Genomic DNA, 16,156 nt, shown 5'->3' with positions numbered 1-16,156 from the left:
TGCTGCTGGGCTGCCTTCAGCGACCGTCGGATGACATCCGCGCTCGCGGCCCGACGCAGAAGGATTCAGCAGATCGACGGTCCGTCCGCCCGCGCCTTGGGCATTCCACTCTTGGGTGGCGAGGTTGTCAGCGCCGGGCAGCCCACCGTGCCGCGTTTCCGCGACAAACCAGTCCCTACCACCCCGGCTCGGGGTGCGTCCACTCATTTCTTGTTCGCTCCTTCAGCTCAGCAGCTCACGAGCCGCAGCCCTCATTATTCGACCAAGTGAATTCCGTTGAGCTCCACGAAATTACCACGCGACAACACCGCATCTCTCACTGCCCGCAGCTCGCATTGGCGGTGAAGTCCCAACATTCTCCACTCTCACCCGCTTCGCCGCCCTTCCCGCCCGGCGCCGTGCTGCCTCCGTCGCCGGCAGTGCCCCCCATGAAGCTCTTCAGCGCAACCGCCGCGCTCGGCGCCGCGGCGTAGGCGACACCCACCGCGTAGCCGCCTCGACCGCCTCCGCCCGGGCCGCCAGGTCCGCCTCGACCGCCTTTTCCGCCGTCGCAGCCGGGGATTGAGGGCGGGTTCTGCGACGCTGCGCCGCCCATAGCACCAGCGCCGCCGTCGGCCCCGTTCTGCCCGATCACGCCATCTCCGCCCTTGCCCGCCGTACCCACCTCGACCGTCACCTCCGTCAGCACAAGCTTCGTCCCCAGGCTCACGATCCCGATGCTCGAACCGCCGGCCTTCCCGCCGCCGCCTCCCTTGCCCCCGCAGCCTCCGGCGCCGCCCCCGCCGCCGCTCGCGCCGGGCCCATCCATCGGGTTCGCTGCGGGTCCACAGAACCGCCCTGCTTTCGCCCCACCGCCACCGCCTCCCCCTTGCCCCTTCTTCCCCGTCATCCCGTTGCCTCCGTCGCCGCCCTCGATTCCGGCGAGCGTCAGCTGCGTCTCGCTACCGGCGGCACCGGGGTCGCCAGAGTCACCTGGCGCGCCTGGCTGTCCGAGCCTGCAGTTCGCTCCGGTTTGCCCTGCGCCGCCTACCCCGTACTCCTCAGGGTTCGGCTCCGGCAGCGGCGCACCGTCTGCCCCGTTCTGCCCGTTGCCTTCGTCAGAGTCGGTGATCCCACCGAGCCCACCGGCACCGCCGCGCGTCTCGCCGTCCTCACACGTCGTCACACCGGGCCCGCCGCCGTAGACGACGGTCTCGCACGCTTTCGACACCTCCGCCGACGCGCTCGCCCCCACCTGCGGCGCCTCCGTCGGCGGCTCGCCCTTCGCGCCGTCTATCCCATCGCCCGCGGTCACGTCCACCTGCGCCAGTTCCGCCTCGATGTCCGCCACCACCACGCCGATCGACGACCTTCCCGCCTCCGTCTCGTGCGCCTCGGCGGTCGCGTCCTTCGCGTCCGCCGCGCGGATCGCGAAGCTCCGCACCTTCGCCCCGCTCGCGGTCTCCGTCAGCGTCAGCGCCGCCGCCCCCGCACGCCCCTCGATCGTGCTCCGCGCCTGCTCGCTCCACGTCCACCCCGCCTTGCAGTCGAAGCCCCCGATCACCTCGACCCCGGCCTCGATCCTCACGCTCTCCTCGAACGCTCCGCTCGCGCACGCAAGCACCCGCTTGCCCTTCGCGTTCGCTACAGCATCGCTGAGCGACGCGTACGGATTCGCTTTCGTACCGTCGCCGCCCGACCCCGCATTCGCGCTCACGAACACCGCACACTCGTCGCTCACGGCGCTCGCGTCCTGCGTCGGGTCCCCCGCGCACGCGGGGTTCGGCGTGCTACCGCCTGTGCCTGACGGATAGAAATGGTCGCAGGTGACCAGGAGCTCGCAGTCTTCCGCCAGATGGCTCCAGAAGCTATCGCAACCGCCGACCGCCAAGACGAACGCCAGCCCGCCGAATGTTCTGCGCATGTTCCGCATGTGCCTTGCCTTCCGGAACTCCATCACCAAGCCCCCATCACTGCGACGCCCGCGCCATCCGAGTGCACCACGGGCAGCGCAACGGCAGACTCGGAGCGCTTCGGCCTCGGCCAGAGAACGTACGTTGCCGCGGCGATCGCGAATGCGCCCGACGCGATGAACGCCACGCGTGCGACGTTCCCCAGCGTGTCGGCACGCGATGCATCGTTCCGGACCTGTTCGCATGGCCCGGCCCACGATGACTCCGGCTTCACGCACTGTCCGCGACCCTGAATGATCGCAGCGCTCTGCTTGTGGGCGTCATCGCTCGCAGCGTTCGACGCGACCGTCGTCCCGATCCCCACGCCGAGCCCCACCACGCTCGCCGCCCCGAGGGCGATCACCGGCACCCAGCTCCTTGGCTGCGGCGGCGATGCCGGCTCCACCGGCGCTCCAGGCGCCAGCGCTGCCGCAGGCGCGCCGGCCCCCGCGCCCGGCGCGCTCGCACCCTCCGCCGCCTTTGCGCCCGGCGCCGCCGCCTGCGGCTCGCTCTTCGCCGGCGCCATCGCCAGCGTCACCTCCGCCGTCCCTCCCTTCGCAACGCTCACCGTCTGGCTCGCCGTCTCGTATCCCAAGAGCCGCGCCTCCACCCGGTGCTCGCCGGGGTCGACGAACACGGCGCCTTCGAGCGGCGTCTTCCCCACGGCCGTGCCGTCCACCAGCACCTCCGCTCCAGCCACGCTGACCATCACGTTCACCGCCCCCACGAGCGCTCGCGACACCGCCAGCCGCCGCTCCGCCTCCGGTCTCTTCTCGGCCGCCGCCTTCATCAGCGGCCAGTGCCTCAGCGCGAACGACAGGTGCTGCGCCGCCTCCTTGTGCTTCTTCAGCTGGTACTTCGTGAGCCCGAGGTTGTACGCCACGTCATACGTCGGGTTCAGCTCCCACGCCGACTGGAGCTCCGCCTCCGCCTCGGCGTACTTGCCGTCCGTATAAAGACGCAGGCCTTTCCGGTACGACGCATCGGCGCGCTTCACCTCATCGGCACCTCGAGCAGTTTCCTGCGATGACGCGGGCTGTGCGGCAGCGGTCTCAGGGGCGGCGATCACGGTCGCTACAGTGAGCAAGACGGCAAATGTTCGACAGATCATCATCGTGGCTCCACGCGGTTTCACTCCATCAACTCCTTCGCGAGCGGCTTCTCGGTAGATGCCGGCGCGGCCGGCGCCTGCGGGCGACGCGGAACCGCACTCGCCGACCGCGCTGGCGCCGACGGGGCTGGCGCTCGCGGTTCGCTCTCGGTCGCGCCATCGTCCAGGCTTGGCTCAACGGCCTCCGACGGCGCGGGCGGCTCGCCCTCGGCAGCGACTTGCTCACGTCCCGGCGCGCTCACCGCCGGCAGCGCGCTCCGCGCCGGCGCCGCGCTCAACGGCGGCGCTGGCTGCCGCTCCTTCGGCGGCGTCTCTCGCAGCAGCAGCGCCGCCAGCACGAACGGCATGCTCACCGCGAACACCGCAAGCACGACCATCAGCCACGTCGGCATCCACGGCCGGCGCTTCGCGGTCGCCGGCGCGCTGGCCGGCGTCTTCGGCGTCGCCACCGGCGGCGGTGTGATCGGCAGCAACGACGACGGCAGCAGCGACTTGTCGATCGGCGGCAGCGTACGATCCGCCCACTGGCTCGGCGCCATCGCCCCCTGCTGCGCAACCGTGCTCCGTGGAACCACGGCACCGGGCATCGCCGCTCCCAGCGGCGCTGCCGCGCCACCGTACAGCGGCACCGCCGATCTGTGATGCGCCGCCGCTGGTGCGTGATGCGCCGCCGCTGCGCCCTGCTGCGCCGCCGCTGGTACGTGGTGCGCCGCCGCTGGTCCGTGATGCGCTACCGCCGCTCCTCGATGCGCTACCGCTGCGCCCTGCTGCGCCGCCGCCCCCGGCAGCGGCGGCGGCCCCACCGCGCCGTGCTGCGCCCCCGCCCCCGGCAGCGGCGGCGACCCCGGCCGCACCGCCGCCCCCGACGGCGCCGCGTGCCCGTGGGGCACCGCCGGCACCACCGGGAACTGGAACAGCGGCTGCCCCGTCGGCTTCTGCTCCTGCATCTCGGACAGCGCCCGGTCCAGCTCCGGGTTGTTCAGCGCCTGCTGCAGCTTCCGCTCCGCTACCGCCGGATCCGCCTCGCGCCGGATGCTCTCTAGGTCCGGCAGGTACTGCCGGACGTCGTCGCTGTCCTTGTTGCTGCTCATCTCGAAGACCTCTCTCCTCAGCGACTAGAACGGCCTGCACCCCGCCGACTCGCACGGGCCTTTTGGCTTCGCGCCACCTGCATCCGCAGGCGCTGCCTTCTGCCCCGGCGCCGCCTTCTTCTTCTCCTCCGATAGCACCCGCAGAAACGACGGCTTCTGCCGCTTCGGCATCGGGTAGACGTCGTCCTCATCCTCCGCCGGCGCCGTCCTCACCGGCGCCGCCTTCTCCAGCGACGGCTCTCTCACCGGCGGTTGCTCCTTGGAAGGGGGTGGCTCCGCTTCCGCAACCGCCTCGGCCTTCGCGGGCACCCCGACATCCGCAGCCCCCTCGGCCGTGCTCACCGCCCCCGCGCTCGCTGTCGCCTTCGGCGCGGGTGCGGCGGGAACCGGCTCCGGCACCGGCGCAACGGCGCTCGCCGCCGCCGCGCTCGCCGACACGCTCTCGGCCGGCGTCGCCGTGACCGCCGGCGCTCCTGTCGCCCCCTCTGGCGCGGCGCCCCTCATCGCTCGGAGCCCCACCGCCGCTCCCACGCCCACGACCGTCATCACCAGCGCCAAAAGCGGCGCCAGCACGTACACACGCGTCGCTCGCCGCGGCTGCACGAGCATCGCCGCCGGCATCCTCGGCGCCTCTCTCTGCAATGACCCAGGCGCTTGCGCGCTCGGCGCCGTCACCGAGCTCGGCGCCGCAGGCGGTCCCGCGACCAGCGGCGGCGCCGATGCCGCTCGCTGCATCTCGGTCATCGGCAACGGCGGCGTCGCGTACTGCATCTCGGTCATCGGCAACGGCGGCGTCGCGTACTGCGCCGCGACCTCCCGCTGCTGCGGCGTCCCGTACTGCGCCGCAACCTCCCGCTGCTGCGGCATCATCTGCGCCGACGCGATCTCCGACGGCGGCACCGCTCGCTGCGCTTCCCTCCACGGCGACTGCAGCGGCGCCGCGTGCAGCGTCTCCATCACCGGCACCGGCGTCGGCACCGCCCGCTGCGCTCCCACGTCGAGCGGCGGCGCAGACGGATACTGCGCCGCGGCTCCCGGCGGCCCTCCTCGCGCCGCCGCCCTCTCCGCCCACGCCCCCGGCAGCACCGCCGTCGCCTCTCGCGGCGCCGCGTTCCCGCGCCCCCCCGCGCTCCCGCGCACCGGCAGCGGCGCCAGCGTCGGCGGCAGCGGCTCCGTATACCCCACCCCCCGCCCGCGCGGCACCCGTGCCGGCTCCCGCGACGCCGGCGCGAACGGCAGCGGGCTCGCCGGCGCCACGAATTGCTCCAGCGGCGCCGTCTCCCCGTGCACCACCCGCCGCGCCCTCTTCTTCTCTTCTTCTCCCTCGCTCCCCCGCACCATCCCACCCCCCTCTCTCCCGCTCTCGCCGCGCGCCTCCCCCGCCTCTCCCGCCACCGGCGCGCTGTCCTCCAGCTCCACCCCGGCGAACGCCGCCTGCCGCTCCGCCCTCATCCGCTCCTGCGCCAGCCGCTGCGCCAGCACGTGCCCCGCCGGCACCGTGTCCCTCAAGAGCCCCCGCAGGTCCCGCGCCACCTCGTCGAACCTCGGATACCGCTCCTCTCGGTCGATCGCGATGCAACGCGCCACCACCGGCCACACGAACTCGGGGCAATCCGGCACCAGCTCGTGCACAGGCTCCGGCGCCGCCACGAGGTGCCCCGTCAGCGTCTCCTCCGCTGTCGCCGCCTCGCTGTCGTCCAAGAACAGGTGCTTGCCCGTCAGCACCTCGTAAAAGATCGCCCCGAACGCGTAAATATCCGTCCGACCGTCCGGCCTCGCCCCCTCCCCGCGCTCCGCCTTCTTCGACGCCGCGTACAGCATCTTCACCTGCTCCGGTGAGATGTACCTCACCGTGCCCACGTCCGGCAGGTCGTCCGTGTTCATCCCCCCATCGGCGAACTTCGCTATCCCGAAGTCGAGCAGCCACACGTGACCCTTCGCGTCACCCTTCGCCCCCACCATGATGTTCTCGGGCTTCAGGTCGCGGTGCCATATCCCCTTCGAGTGCACGAACGTCATCGCGTCCGCCACCTGCAGCATCACGTGCATCGCGCTCAAAAAATCCAGGCGGTAGATCTTGTTCAGCACCTTCCTCAGCGTCCGACCCTCGAGGTAGTCCATTACGATATACGCCACCTCGTCCGCCGACACCCCGGCCTTCCTCATCCTCACGATGTTCGGGTGCTTCAGCTTCGGATAGAACTTGCACTCCTGCCGGAACCGCCTCGCGAAGTCCTCTCTCCTCACGTGCCGCGGCGACATGCACTTGATCGCCACGACATCCTCCGAGTAGTCCTCCACCGCCTTGTACACTTCTCCCATCCCACCCGCGTCGATCACCTCCGTGATCCGGTAGTCCAGGAACACGTCCCCGGCCTTCAGCGCCTCACGCGCCATCACCACACCCCCAGGCCGCGCAGCAGCAGCGCCGCGATCAGCGAGAACACCACCGTGCTCCCCGCCGTGAGCGCCGCGAACAGCCGCGCGTCCACCGGCGCCGCCCCCTCCCCCGCGTCCGCCGCCACGCACGCGCGAGCCCCTGCCCCGCCGGCACCGTCCGGCATCGCCTCGAACCACGCCCCGATCTCCGGCGTCCACGCTGCCTCCGCCTCCCCTCCGCCAGCCATCGCCCCCTTCGATGCTCGCTCTGCCGCCGCCGACGACGCCGCCCGCTCCGCTCCCCCCGTCCCCGCCACCCCCGCCCCCCGCGCGCTCCCTCCCGCCTCCCCCAGCTCCGCCGCGATCCTCCCCAGCTCCTCCGCGAACGCCTCGGCGCTCTGAAACCGGTCCTCCGGCCGCTTCGCCAGCGCCTTCAGCACGGCCCGGTCCAGCGCCGGCGGGATGGGCTGCGCGGCGCGCCGCGACGGAGCCGCCGGCGCTTCCAGCACGTGCGCGCGGAGCACCTCCAGCGCGTCGTCCAGGTGAGCGAACGGCCCGTGCCCCACCAGGAGCGTATACATCAGCAGCCCAACGGCATACACGTCCGCCCGCGCGTCGACCGGCTGGCATCGCGCCTGCTCCGGCGAGGCCGTTCGCGGGGTCCCGACGAGCAACCCGGCCTCGGTCGGATACGCCGGCCCCTCCAGGGCAAAGGGCCGCTCCGCGCCCGCCGCGCCCGGCGCGATGCCCCCGTCGAGCACCTTCGCGACCCCGAAGTCGAGCAGCTTTGCGACGCGGCCGCCGCCCGGCGCCGCCGACCCCGGCGCGCACAGGAACACGTTGTCGAGCTTCACGTCGCGGTGCACGAGCCCGACCCGATGCGCCGCCGCGAGCCCCGCCAGCACCTGCCGCACCAGCTCGATCGCCTCGGCCACCGGCAACGCCCCCGCTGCACGAGCTCCTCCCCCAGCGTCCTGCCCTCGAGCCGCTCCATCACGAGGTAGGGCCGCCCCGCCGGCGTCCGTCCCAGGTCGAGGACCGCCACGACGTGCGGCGACGAGACCGCCGCCAGCGCCTGCGCCTCGACCCGCAGCCGGTCGGCGAACCGCGGATCCCCGGCGAGCGCGCGGCGGACCAGCTTCACCACGACCCGCTTCCGGAGCGCGCGGTGCTCCGCCTCGATCGCCTCCCCCATGCCCCCGCGCCCGAGCCGCCGGAGCGCCCGGTAGGGCGTTCCTTCCAGCTCGTCCCTCCCGCCGTGGGGAGGCCCTGCGCTGCCTGACGTGAGGCGTGCCACCGGCGTGCTCTCCTGAAGGGGAAATCACGAGCACGGGGCCGGTTCCGACAGAGAAAATGCACCGGCGCGGTCGATTGTTGAAAAGCAGCGTCGATTCACGTACTTGCCTGGCCACGAACGCCCGCGCATCCGCCCCCGGCCCGCGCCCGCCGCCGCCGCGCCCGCCCGGGCGGCGCAGAAAAACGACGGGGGCGTCGCTTTCCCTGTCCGAACCGGTCCACCGATGGTGATTTGAGAAGAGGAAGGACGAAGGGGCGCCGCGCCGCACGCGGGGTCCCGCCACGCGAGGCCCCATGACGCACGAAGCTCCCGAGCACGACGACCTGGACACGACGGGCGACGTCGATCCCCTCGTCGAAGCCTGTGTCGCCGACGCGCTGAGCCCCTACCTCGGGGCGCTCTCGCCCGAGGAGATCGAGGACTACCGCAGGCTCCTCGAGATCTTCATCACGACGCACCCGGCGTCGATGCCGCTCTACGATCGCTTGCGGGCGAGGCCTCCTGTCCTGTCCGAGAGCGGCGAGGTGGCCCGCGAGGGCGCGGGGACGGAAGGGTCGATGGCGACCCCGGCGGCGCCGGAGCGTGGCGACGGGACCTTCGGTGGGCGGCGGTGACGGGCAGCCAGCGTCCGCCCCCATCTCCTCCGGATCATGAGCGCGTGCTGGAGGCGCTCCCGATGGCGCGCCACGTCGCGCGGACGACCGCGCGGGTCTACGGCGTGCGGACGCGACAGGGCCTGGAGGACTGCGAGCAGACGGCCTATCAAGCGCTCCTCGAGGCGAGCCCCGGATACGACGCGGCGCGCGGCGTCCCGTTCGGCGTTTATGCCTGGAAGCGGGTGGCCGGCGCCGTCATCCGGCTGCTCACCCGCGAGGCGTCGTTCCGTCGCGCCGGCCTCGACGCCGCGCTCGACGCGGCCGAGTCGATGCGCGACGCGAGCGATCCGTTCGGCGACGACGACGCCGACGCCTTGAGCCAGCTCAAGGACCAGTGTCGCGCGCTCGTCTTCGCGCGCTTCGTCGCAAGCGCCGGCGAGCGGCTCCGGGCGCACCCCGAGGACACGATGGCGCGCACCCAGGCCCTCGAGGCGCTCCGAACGGCGCTCCGCGGCCTCGACGAGCGGGAGGCGCGGCTCATCGAGCTCCGGTACTGGCAGGACCTCTCCTGGGCCAAGGTCGCCGCGGCGCTCGGCGTGCACGAGAAGTACGCGACGCGCATGGACGAACAGCTGCGGCGGCGGCTCCGGGGCGATCTGCGGGCCAGCGAGGTGGACGAGCCGCCGCCGAGCGAGCGGCTTTAAGGAAATCACCGCGTCGGGCCGCCCTCGAGCACCGGCACCAGGCTCGAGAGTCTCCTCATCATACTTGGTCCTGAAGGTCCATCACCGCATGCCGTTTTGAAGCTCCGGACCAGGGCGTCAATCGGCGAGGGCGCGGCCCCTCGGCGCCTCGCCCGCGAGGCGAGACGGCCGCAGGAAGCCGGCGCCGCGCGGCTCCGGTTCACGCCGGCGGAAAAACTGCCGCCGTGATGGTGGCCAGGGCACGTTCGCGTCGCGCGAGCGTCCTTCCCAGACAGCGCTCGACCTGGGAGCCTGCCCGATGGTGCGTTCCCCGGCGATCGCCGCCGGAGGAAAGCCAAGGAGGCACCATGGCGCTCAAAGACCTCTCTCCTCGTCAGATGGTTCAGATCACGGCCGCGTGGCTCGACCCGGAGCGCGAAAGGCCGCTCCTCGTGTCGCTGAAGCGGTGCGCCCCGCTCATCGACGATATCGAGGCCGCGCACGACGGTATCTTGAAGTCGCACCGCCCGCCGAAGAAGGCGAACGACGAGCTCGCCGCGATCCAGCAAAAGCAGGTCGCGACCGACCAGGTTCACGACCGCAAAGCCCGCGGCGCGCACGCGGTGCTCACCGGGTTCGCCGATCTCGCCGACGATCCCGAGGACGCGGCGATCTATCTCGAGATTCGAGATCAGCTCTTCGCGGATGGGCTGAAGTTCATCTCGGCGAGCTACAGCGATGAGGCGGGCGAGGTGAAGCTCGCGCGCGACCGGCTGACGCCGGAGTCGAAGGCGGCGCTCAAGGCGCTGCCGACGCCGGGGGGCAACCTGCTCAAGGCGGTGCAAGCGTGGTTCGCCGCGGGCGACGACCTGGGCAAGCTCGACGCGCGGCGCGTCCACCTGGAGGCGCAGGACAGGCCGGGCGCGGCGGATCCGCGCGGCGGGCAGCTCCGGGCGCGCAACCGCTGGATCAAGGTGATGCGCAGCGTGCTCCAGATGCTGGAGCTCGAGGAGGCCGACGCGGAGACGACGCGCCGGCTGCTCGCGCCGCTCGAGCGCGAGACGGCCAAGGCCGAGCGCCGGCGCGCGAGCGGCAAGGAGAACGACGCGGAGGACGTCGCTCCGCCGGCCGCCGGCGGCACAGGCGAGCCCGCGACCGATGGGGAAGCGCCCGCCGCCGGGGTGGATCGACGCGCCGGCCCTGACGGCAGGCCTTCCTGACAGACTCCGTCCATCAAGGCCCCCTGCGCGCGGGGCCTCCTGACAAACTCGATCCGTCGAGCCCCCCTGCGCGCGGGGCCTCCTGACAAACTCGATCCGTCGAGCCCCCCTGCGCGCGGGGCCTCCTGACAAACTCGATCCGTCGAGCCCCCCCTGCGCGCGGGCCCTCCTGATAAACGCGATCCGTTGAGCCCCTCCTGCACGCGCGGCCGACCGACGGACTCAATCCGTTGAGCCCCCCTGCGCGCAGGCCCTCCTGACCGACTCGATCCAAGGAGAGCCCTTCCCGGCAGGCTCTCGCAACGGACTCGATCCGTTATCGCCCCCCGCCGCCAGCCCCTCTCAACGGATCGCCTCCGCCTCGCCCCCCGCCGCCACCCCCTCTCCAACGGATCACCTCCGTCACGCTCCCCCGCCGCCGGCCCCCTCTCCGCCGCTCACACCCCCGCTCCCTCCCCTCCCCGCCGCGAGCTCCCTCACGCCCTCACACCGGCTCACCCCGGGCGCCCTTCCCCTCCGCGAGATTCCTCACAACGAGTCGTCTCCATCCCACAAGAACCGCCGCGTCTGCTTGACGCACCACGTCGGCGCTGCCATGACCGCTTTCCTCCGCCTCGGGCGCGCTATTTCAGTCGGGCTCGCCGGATCCACGCTCGGGTCCGCCGGCCCGTCTGTCGTGTGGCGCGCCCCTGCCCGGGCGGACTACGCTCTGCGTTACCCCCACAGCCACAGGAGCCAACCGAGCCGTGAAGATCCTCGTTCCGCTCAAGCGCGTCGCCGATCCGGATAACGCGAACAAGGTGAAGATCCCTGCGTCAGGGGACAAAATCGAGACGACCGGGCTCGAGTGGAAACCGAACCCGTTCGACGAATACGCGCTCGAAGCAGCGCTGCGCCTGACCGAGGACGGCAAGGCGCCGAAGACGCGGGCGGGCGAGGTCATCGTCGTCACCTTCGGGCCCAAGGAGACCGAGCAGACCCTCCGCGCCGCCCTCGCCACCGGCGCCGACCGCGCCATCCGCGTCGACGTCACCGACGACAAGCTCGACGGCGACCTCGTCGCCCGCGCGCTCAAGACGCTCGTCGAGCGCGAGAAGCCCGACGCCGTGGTCATGGGCAAGCAGGCCGTCGACGGCGACTCGAACCAGGTCGGCCAGATCCTCGCCGAGCTGCTCGACTGGCCGCTCGCCACCTTCGCCGCGACCCTCAAGGAAGAGAAGGGCGCCCTGCTCGTCGGCCGCGAGGTCGACGGCGGCGTCGCCACCCTCCGCGTGCGCCTGCCGGCCGTCGTCACGGTCGACCTCCGCATCGTCGCGCCGACCAGCGTCTACTCGATGAAGACCGCGCCCGCCTTCAAGTACAACGACGGCGTGCGCTTCGCGGCGCTCCCCGCCATCATGGCCGCCAAGAAGAAGCCCCTCGCCGAGGTGAAGCTCGCCGACCTCGCCGCCGACCAGGCGCTCAAGGTCCAGTACCACGCGTTCCAGCCGCCCCCGGCGCGCAAGGCGGGCATCAAGGTGAAGGACGTCGGTGAGCTCGTCACCCGCCTCAAGAACGAGGCGAAGGTCCTCTGACGGGACCCGAAGGGCACATCCCCGCCCGCGCGGGGGTGAACCGACACCATTTGAGGAGGTGCAGGAGGGATCATGGCTGACGTTCTCGTGGTGGCCGAGGCCGCCGAAGGAAAGCTGAAGAAGACGACGCACTCCGCGGTCACGTTCGCCAGGCAGGCGGCGGCGGCGCTCGGCGGGACGTACGCGATCCTCGTGATCGGCGACGCCCTCGGCGATGCAGCCGCCGAGGCGGCGACGCTCGGCGCGGCCAAGGTGCTCGTCGCCGAGTCGAGCGCGCTCAAGGACTACGTGGCCGAGCGCTACGTGCCGACCGTCGCGGCGGCCGCGAAGGGCTACGCGGTCGTCGTGGGCACCGCGAGCGCCTACGGCAAGGACCTGCTCCCGCGCGTGGCCGCGCGGCTCTCGGCCGGGTTCGCGAGCGACATCTCCGAGCTCGTGGCCGAAGGCGCGACGCTCAAGTACAAGCGCCCGATGTACGCCGGCAACGCGTACGGGATCTGCTCCGTCGCGACCCCGATCCAGGTCGTGAGCGTGCGGCAGAGCGCGTTCGCCCCCGCCGAGCCCGCCGGGTCGAAGTCGCCCGTCGAGCAGGTCGCGGTCGTCGCGCCGAGCGCCGCCGCGGAGCGCGTGGAGTTCGTCTCCTTCGACCAGGTGAAGAGCGAGCGCCCCGAGCTCACCGAGGCCAAGGTCGTCGTCTCCGGCGGCCGCGCGCTGAAGGAGCGGTTCAACGAGGTCCTCGACCCGCTCGCCGATGTCCTCGGCGCCGCGGTCGGCGCGAGCCGCGCCGCGTGCGACGCCGGCTACGCCGCCAGCGACCTGCAGGTCGGCCAGACGGGCAAGGTCGTCGCGCCGTCGCTCTACGTCGCCGTCGGCATCTCCGGCGCCATCCAGCACCTCGCCGGGATGAAGGGCTCGAAGGTCATCGTGGCCATCAACAAGGACGCCGACGCGCCGATCTTCCAGGTCGCCGACTACGGCCTGGTCGCCGACCTCTTCACGACCGTGCCCGAGCTCGTGAAGCAGATCCAGGCCGCGCGCGGCTGATCCAGGCGGCGCGCGCGGCGCGAAGCCGACGGCCGCGCCCGGCCCCGCCGGGGCGCGCCGCGACCGGCCCCGCCGGGGCGCGCCGCCCCGCTCCCTACAAAGCAGGCCCCGGCCGTGCCCCGGCCTACCGGAAGAGTCCGTCCAGCGAGAAGTCCACGTACGGCAACGTAAATTCCGTGTCAGGTCGCTCGCATAGCATCTTGTTCGCGTCCGGCGGCCGTGGGATCCCTTGAAGCCATGCCCGAACGTTCGGACATCCCGATCGTCACGGCCCTTGCGCAGGCGCGGGCATCGCTCCTCGAGGCCGCCGCGACCGCCGAGCAGCGCCGGCTCATCGGCCCGGCGGTCATGGAGATCGATCGCGCGATCGTGAGCCTCGACCCGGCCGCGAGCGCCTCGTTCGAGCTCACGCCGCTCGCCGCGTCGGTGCCGCCCATCGACACGGAGATCGAGACGCTGCGCCGCGAGGTCGAGCGGCTGCGCGCCATCACCCGGCACGAGCGCGGGCTGCTCGACGCGCTGCTCAGCGAGAGCCCGCACGGCATCATCGTCTCCGACGCGCAGGGCAAGCTGATCCTCCAGAACCGGGCGTCCGAGCGCATCTGGGCCGGCAGCACCACCGCCAACACCGTCGAGGGGTGGGGGCGCTACCGCGCGTTCCACCCAGACGGCCGGCCGTTCGAGGGCGGGGACTGGTCGATGGCGCGGTGCCTCTCCAGCCGGGAGAGCGTGCCCGCCGAGGAGCTCCACTTCCAGCGCTTCGACGGCACCCACGGGATGATGCTCGGGAGCTGCGCGCCGCTCTTCTCGCCGGAGGGCGAGCTGCTCGGCGCCGTCTCGATCTTCGCCGACATCACCCAGTTCAAGCAGCTCGAGGCGGACCTGCGCGTCAGCAGGACCAAGTTCTCGACGACGCTGAAGAGCATCGGCGACGCGGTGATCTCGACCGACGGCTCGGGCCGGATCGACTTCATGAACGCCGTGGCCGAGAAGCTGACCGGGTGGACGCTCGACGAGGCGCGGGATCGCCGGCTGTCCGAGGTCTTCCGCGTCATCTCCGAGCAGACGCGCGACGACCTCGACAACCCGGTCACCGAGGTGCTGCGCCACGGCGGCATCATCGGGCTCGACGACACCACGCTGCTCCTGCGCAGGGACGGCTCGGAGCTCGCGATCGACTCGAGCGGGGCGCCGATCCGGAGCGACGACGGCGATCTCGTCGGGCTCGTGCTGGTCTTCCGCGACGTGACGGAGAAGCGGCTCGCCGACAAGCGGCGCTACTTCATCGGCGAGGCGAGCCGGCAGCTCGCGCTGTCCGGCCTCGAGTATGACACGACCCTGTCCAACGTCGCGCGCCTCGCGGTGCCGCACATCGCCGACGCGGCGGTGGTGGACATCGTCGAGCCCGACGGCTCGCTGAGCCGGCTCGCGGCCGTGCACGCGAGCACCGCGAAGCAGGCGCTCGGCAAGGAGCTGTCGGCCCGCTACCCGAGCGACCCCGAGGTGCCGCGCGCGGTGCACGCGGTGCTCCGGTGCGGCGAGTCGCTGCTGCTCCCGGAGGTCGACGGCATGGCGTGGCAGCGGGCCTCGTCGCCAGAGCCCGGCGACGAGGCCTTGTCCGGCGCGCACGATCCGGTCTACCCCGCGCTGCTCCGGGAGCTCGGCGTCCGCTCGGCGATGGTCGTCCCGCTGCGCGCGCGCGGCCGGACGCGCGGCGCGATCACGCTGTTCTCGACCGAGTCGAGCCGGCGCTACGGCGTCGACGATCTCGCGCTCGCCGAGGAGCTCTGCAACTTCGCGGCGCTCGCGCTCGACAACGCGCAGCTCTACCGCGAGTCGCAGCAGGTCAACCGGGCGAAGGACGAGTTCCTCGCCACGCTCTCCCACGAGCTCAGGACGCCGCTCACCGCGATCCTCGGCTGGGCGCGCATGCTCCGGCAGGGCTCGCTGAAGCCGGACACGCACGTCCGCGCGCTCGAGGCGATCGAGCGCAACGGCACGCTCCAGGCGCAGCTCGTCGAGGATCTGCTCGACGCCTCCCGCATCATCACCGGCAAGCTGCGGCTCGACGTGATGCTCGTGGATCTGCCGCCGATCATCAACGCGGCCATCGACGCGGTCCGCCACGGCGCGGACGCGAAGGGGATCGAGCTCGCGGTGCAGCTCGACGCGGGCGCGGGGCCGATCTCGGGCGACCAGACGCGGCTGCAGCAGGTGGTGTGGAACCTCCTGTCGAACGCGATCAAGTTCACGCCGCGCGGCGGCAAGGTGTCGATCCAGCTCGGCAGGGTCGAGGGCCTGGCGCGCATCCAGGTGAGCGACACCGGCCAGGGCATCGTGCCGGAGTTCCTGCCGTACGTGTTCGACCGCTTCCGGCAGGCCGACAGCACGAGCACGCGGCCGCACAGCGGGCTCGGGCTCGGCCTCGCGATCGCGCGCCACCTGGTCGAGCTGCACGGCGGCACGGTGAAGGCGGAGAGCGGCGGCGAGGGCAAGGGCGCGACGTTCACGGTGGACATCCCGCTCGCGCCGCGGGGCGCGATCGCGGCGCTCCGGAAGGCCGAGGGGCTGAGCAACCTGGCCGCCGATGCGGAGCCGACGCTGCAGGGCGTGCGCGTGCTGATGGTCGACGACGAGCCGGACGCGCGGGAGCTCGTGACGACGGTGCTGGAGCGCAAGGGGGCGACCATCACGGCGGTGGCGACGGTCGACGAGGCGCTGTCGGCGATCGCGCGCGAGAAGCCCGACGTCATCCTGAGCGATCTCGGGATGCCCGGGGAGGACGGCTACAGCCTGATCCGGCGGCTGCGCGCGCAGAGCCCCGAGCACGGCGGGCGCATCCCGGCGGCGGCGCTGACGGCGTACGCGAGCGCGCAGGACCGGACGCGGGCGCTGCTGGCGGGGTTCCAGTCGCATGTCCCCAAGCCGATCGAGGCGTCGGAGCTCGCGGCGGTGATCGCCAACCTGGCGGGGCGCACGGGATAGCCGGGGCCCGGCCCTCGGCGGGGGTGGTCGCCGCGCGGCGCACGGAGGGCTGAACTCGCCTGTGACGTCGCTCCTCAGGCTTCGCCGGAGGAGCGACGTCACACAGGCTCAAACATCAGCCCTCCGTGCACCGCGCGGCGACCACCCCCGCCGAGGGCCTACCGCCTTCCTAGGAGCGCCTTCCCACGCGGGTGGGGAGCCCGCAGCGGCAGCTCGTAAAGCGCGCTCAGTGGCGGCGCGCAGGG

10 protein-coding genes and 1 pseudogene are annotated in these 16,156 nt (G+C 72.4%); 6 read left to right on the top strand and 5 right to left on the bottom strand.

Features of this window, described 5'->3' with window-relative positions; all coding sequences use genetic code 11:
* Positions 1-316: 316 nt before the first annotated feature.
* The 5 genes and pseudogenes from WMF33_RS04300 to WMF33_RS04280 all read right to left on the bottom strand — a co-directional run bounded on the left by WMF33_RS04300 (position 317) and on the right by WMF33_RS04280 (position 7,707).
* Complete coding sequence (locus tag WMF33_RS04300) at positions 317-1,903, bottom strand: hypothetical protein (RefSeq protein WP_437335938.1); 1,587 nt, start codon at positions 1,901-1,903, stop codon at positions 317-319.
* A 32-nt stretch (positions 1,904-1,935) separates the two neighbouring features.
* The gene (locus WMF33_RS04295) at positions 1,936-2,928 is read right to left on the bottom strand and encodes a PEGA domain-containing protein (RefSeq protein ID WP_437335937.1); all 993 of its coding nucleotides are present in this window, start codon (positions 2,926-2,928) and stop codon (positions 1,936-1,938) included.
* Positions 2,929-3,062: 134 nt separating this feature from the next.
* Complete coding sequence (locus tag WMF33_RS04290; protein ID WP_437335936.1) at positions 3,063-4,133, bottom strand: hypothetical protein; 1,071 nt, start codon at positions 4,131-4,133, stop codon at positions 3,063-3,065.
* A gap of 24 nt (positions 4,134-4,157) precedes the next feature.
* Positions 4,158-6,530, bottom strand: a complete 2,373-nt coding sequence (locus tag WMF33_RS04285) for a protein kinase domain-containing protein (RefSeq protein ID WP_437335935.1) — start codon at positions 6,528-6,530, stop codon at positions 4,158-4,160.
* Positions 6,530-7,707, bottom strand: a pseudogene (locus WMF33_RS04280) (serine/threonine-protein kinase). Before WMF33_RS04280 ends, WMF33_RS04285 begins: the two are co-directional and overlap by 1 nt.
* A gap of 395 nt (positions 7,708-8,102) precedes the next feature.
* Here WMF33_RS04280 and WMF33_RS04275 point away from each other — a divergent pair.
* The 6 genes from WMF33_RS04275 (at position 8,103) to WMF33_RS04250 (ending at position 15,911) form a co-directional block, all read left to right on the top strand.
* Positions 8,103-8,423 (top strand): hypothetical protein, encoded by a 321-nt coding sequence (locus tag WMF33_RS04275; protein ID WP_437335934.1) that lies wholly within the window; start codon positions 8,103-8,105, stop codon positions 8,421-8,423.
* 44 nt (positions 8,424-8,467) lie between these two features.
* Positions 8,468-9,109, top strand: a complete 642-nt coding sequence (locus WMF33_RS04270; RefSeq protein ID WP_437335933.1) for a sigma-70 family RNA polymerase sigma factor — start codon at positions 8,468-8,470, stop codon at positions 9,107-9,109.
* Positions 9,110-9,456: 347 nt separating this feature from the next.
* Positions 9,457-10,308: a hypothetical protein gene (locus WMF33_RS04265; RefSeq protein WP_437335932.1), complete on the top strand. Its 852-nt coding sequence runs from the start codon at positions 9,457-9,459 to the stop codon at positions 10,306-10,308.
* Between the two features lie 746 nt (positions 10,309-11,054).
* The gene (locus WMF33_RS04260; protein ID WP_061622359.1) at positions 11,055-11,882 is read left to right on the top strand and encodes an electron transfer flavoprotein subunit beta/FixA family protein; all 828 of its coding nucleotides are present in this window, start codon (positions 11,055-11,057) and stop codon (positions 11,880-11,882) included.
* A gap of 72 nt (positions 11,883-11,954) precedes the next feature.
* Positions 11,955-12,926 carry an electron transfer flavoprotein subunit alpha/FixB family protein gene (locus WMF33_RS04255; RefSeq protein WP_437335931.1) on the top strand — a complete coding sequence of 324 codons (972 nt, stop codon included), beginning with the start codon at positions 11,955-11,957 and terminating at the stop codon, positions 12,924-12,926.
* Between the two features lie 237 nt (positions 12,927-13,163).
* Positions 13,164-15,911 carry an ATP-binding protein gene (locus WMF33_RS04250; RefSeq protein ID WP_437335930.1) on the top strand — a complete coding sequence of 916 codons (2,748 nt, stop codon included), beginning with the start codon at positions 13,164-13,166 and terminating at the stop codon, positions 15,909-15,911.
* The last annotated feature ends 245 nt before the right edge of the window (positions 15,912-16,156 follow it).

Origin of the sequence: Sorangium sp. So ce394 (genome assembly GCF_051474665.1) — a bacterium.
GTDB classification, from domain to species: domain Bacteria; phylum Myxococcota_A; class Polyangia; order Polyangiales; family Polyangiaceae; genus Sorangium; species Sorangium cellulosum_D.
The sequence above is the reverse complement of the archived record's forward strand: the minus strand, read 5'-3'. Positions and strand labels throughout refer to the sequence as shown.

What these genes read in the sequence shown, in the direction of transcription:
- WMF33_RS04285 (WP_437335935.1), bottom strand. Translation starts at nt 6,530, where the DNA reads ATGGCGCGTGAGGCGCTGAAGGCCGGGGACGTGTTCCTGGACTACCGG.
- WMF33_RS04275 (WP_437335934.1), top strand. Translation starts at nt 8,103, where the DNA reads ATGACGCACGAAGCTCCCGAGCACGACGACCTGGACACGACGGGCGAC.
- WMF33_RS04265 (WP_437335932.1), top strand. Translation starts at nt 9,457, where the DNA reads ATGGCGCTCAAAGACCTCTCTCCTCGTCAGATGGTTCAGATCACGGCC.
- WMF33_RS04290 (WP_437335936.1), bottom strand. Translation starts at nt 4,133, where the DNA reads ATGAGCAGCAACAAGGACAGCGACGACGTCCGGCAGTACCTGCCGGAC.
- WMF33_RS04250 (WP_437335930.1), top strand. Translation starts at nt 13,164, where the DNA reads ATGCCCGAACGTTCGGACATCCCGATCGTCACGGCCCTTGCGCAGGCG.
- WMF33_RS04255 (WP_437335931.1), top strand. Translation starts at nt 11,955, where the DNA reads ATGGCTGACGTTCTCGTGGTGGCCGAGGCCGCCGAAGGAAAGCTGAAG.
- WMF33_RS04300 (WP_437335938.1), bottom strand. Translation starts at nt 1,903, where the DNA reads ATGCGCAGAACATTCGGCGGGCTGGCGTTCGTCTTGGCGGTCGGCGGT.